The following is a 743-nucleotide window of genomic DNA, read 5'->3' on the forward strand; positions in this document are numbered from 1 at the left end:
CGCTTCCACTAACACACACACTGATTCAGGCTCTGGGCTGCTCCCCGTTCGCTCGCCGCTACTGGGGGAATCTCGGTTGATTTCTTTTCCTCGGGGTACTTAGATGTTTCAGTTCCCCCGGTTCGCCTCATTAACCTATGGATTCAGTTAATGATAGTGTGTCGAAACACACTGGGTTTCCCCATTCGGAAATCGCCGGTTATAACGGTTCATATCACCTTACCGACGCTTATCGCAGATTAGCACGTCCTTCATCGCCTCTGACTGCCAGGGCATCCACCGTGTACGCTTAGTCGCTTAACCTCACAACCCGAAGATGTTTCTTGCGATTCATCATCGTGTTGCGAAAAATTTGAGAGACTCACGAACAACTTTCATTGTTCAGTGTTTCAATTTTCAGCTTGATCCAGATTTTTAAAGAGCAAATATCTCAAACATCACCCGAAGATGAGTTTTGAGATATTAAGGCAGGTGACTTTCACTCACAAACCAGCAAGTGGCGTCCCCTAGGGGATTCGAACCCCTGTTACCGCCGTGAAAGGGCGGTGTCCTGGGCCTCTAGACGAAGGGGACGTATCAGTCTGCTTCGCAAGACGCCTTGCTTTTCACTTTCTATCAGACAATCTGTGTGAGCACTTCAAAGAACGCTTCTTTAAGGTAAGGAGGTGATCCAACCGCAGGTTCCCCTACGGTTACCTTGTTACGACTTCACCCCAGTCATGAATCACAAAGTGGTAAGCTCG

The 743-nt window shown here is 48.5% G+C and carries 1 tRNA gene and 2 rRNA genes; all 3 read right to left on the bottom strand.

From position 1 onward, the window contains the following. Window positions 1–303: ribosomal RNA gene (locus CRI63_RS23820) — 23S ribosomal RNA — on the bottom strand; the annotation flags it as partial. A gap of 194 nt (window positions 304–497) precedes the next feature. Continuing rightward, a tRNA-Glu gene (locus CRI63_RS23825) sits at window positions 498–573 on the bottom strand. An 85-nt stretch (window positions 574–658) separates the two neighbouring features. Next, window positions 659–743 (bottom strand): 16S ribosomal RNA (locus CRI63_RS24155); the annotation flags it as partial.

The sequence above is a fragment of the Escherichia sp. E2661 genome (assembly GCF_004745185.1).
Lineage (GTDB): Bacteria > Pseudomonadota > Gammaproteobacteria > Enterobacterales > Enterobacteriaceae > Escherichia.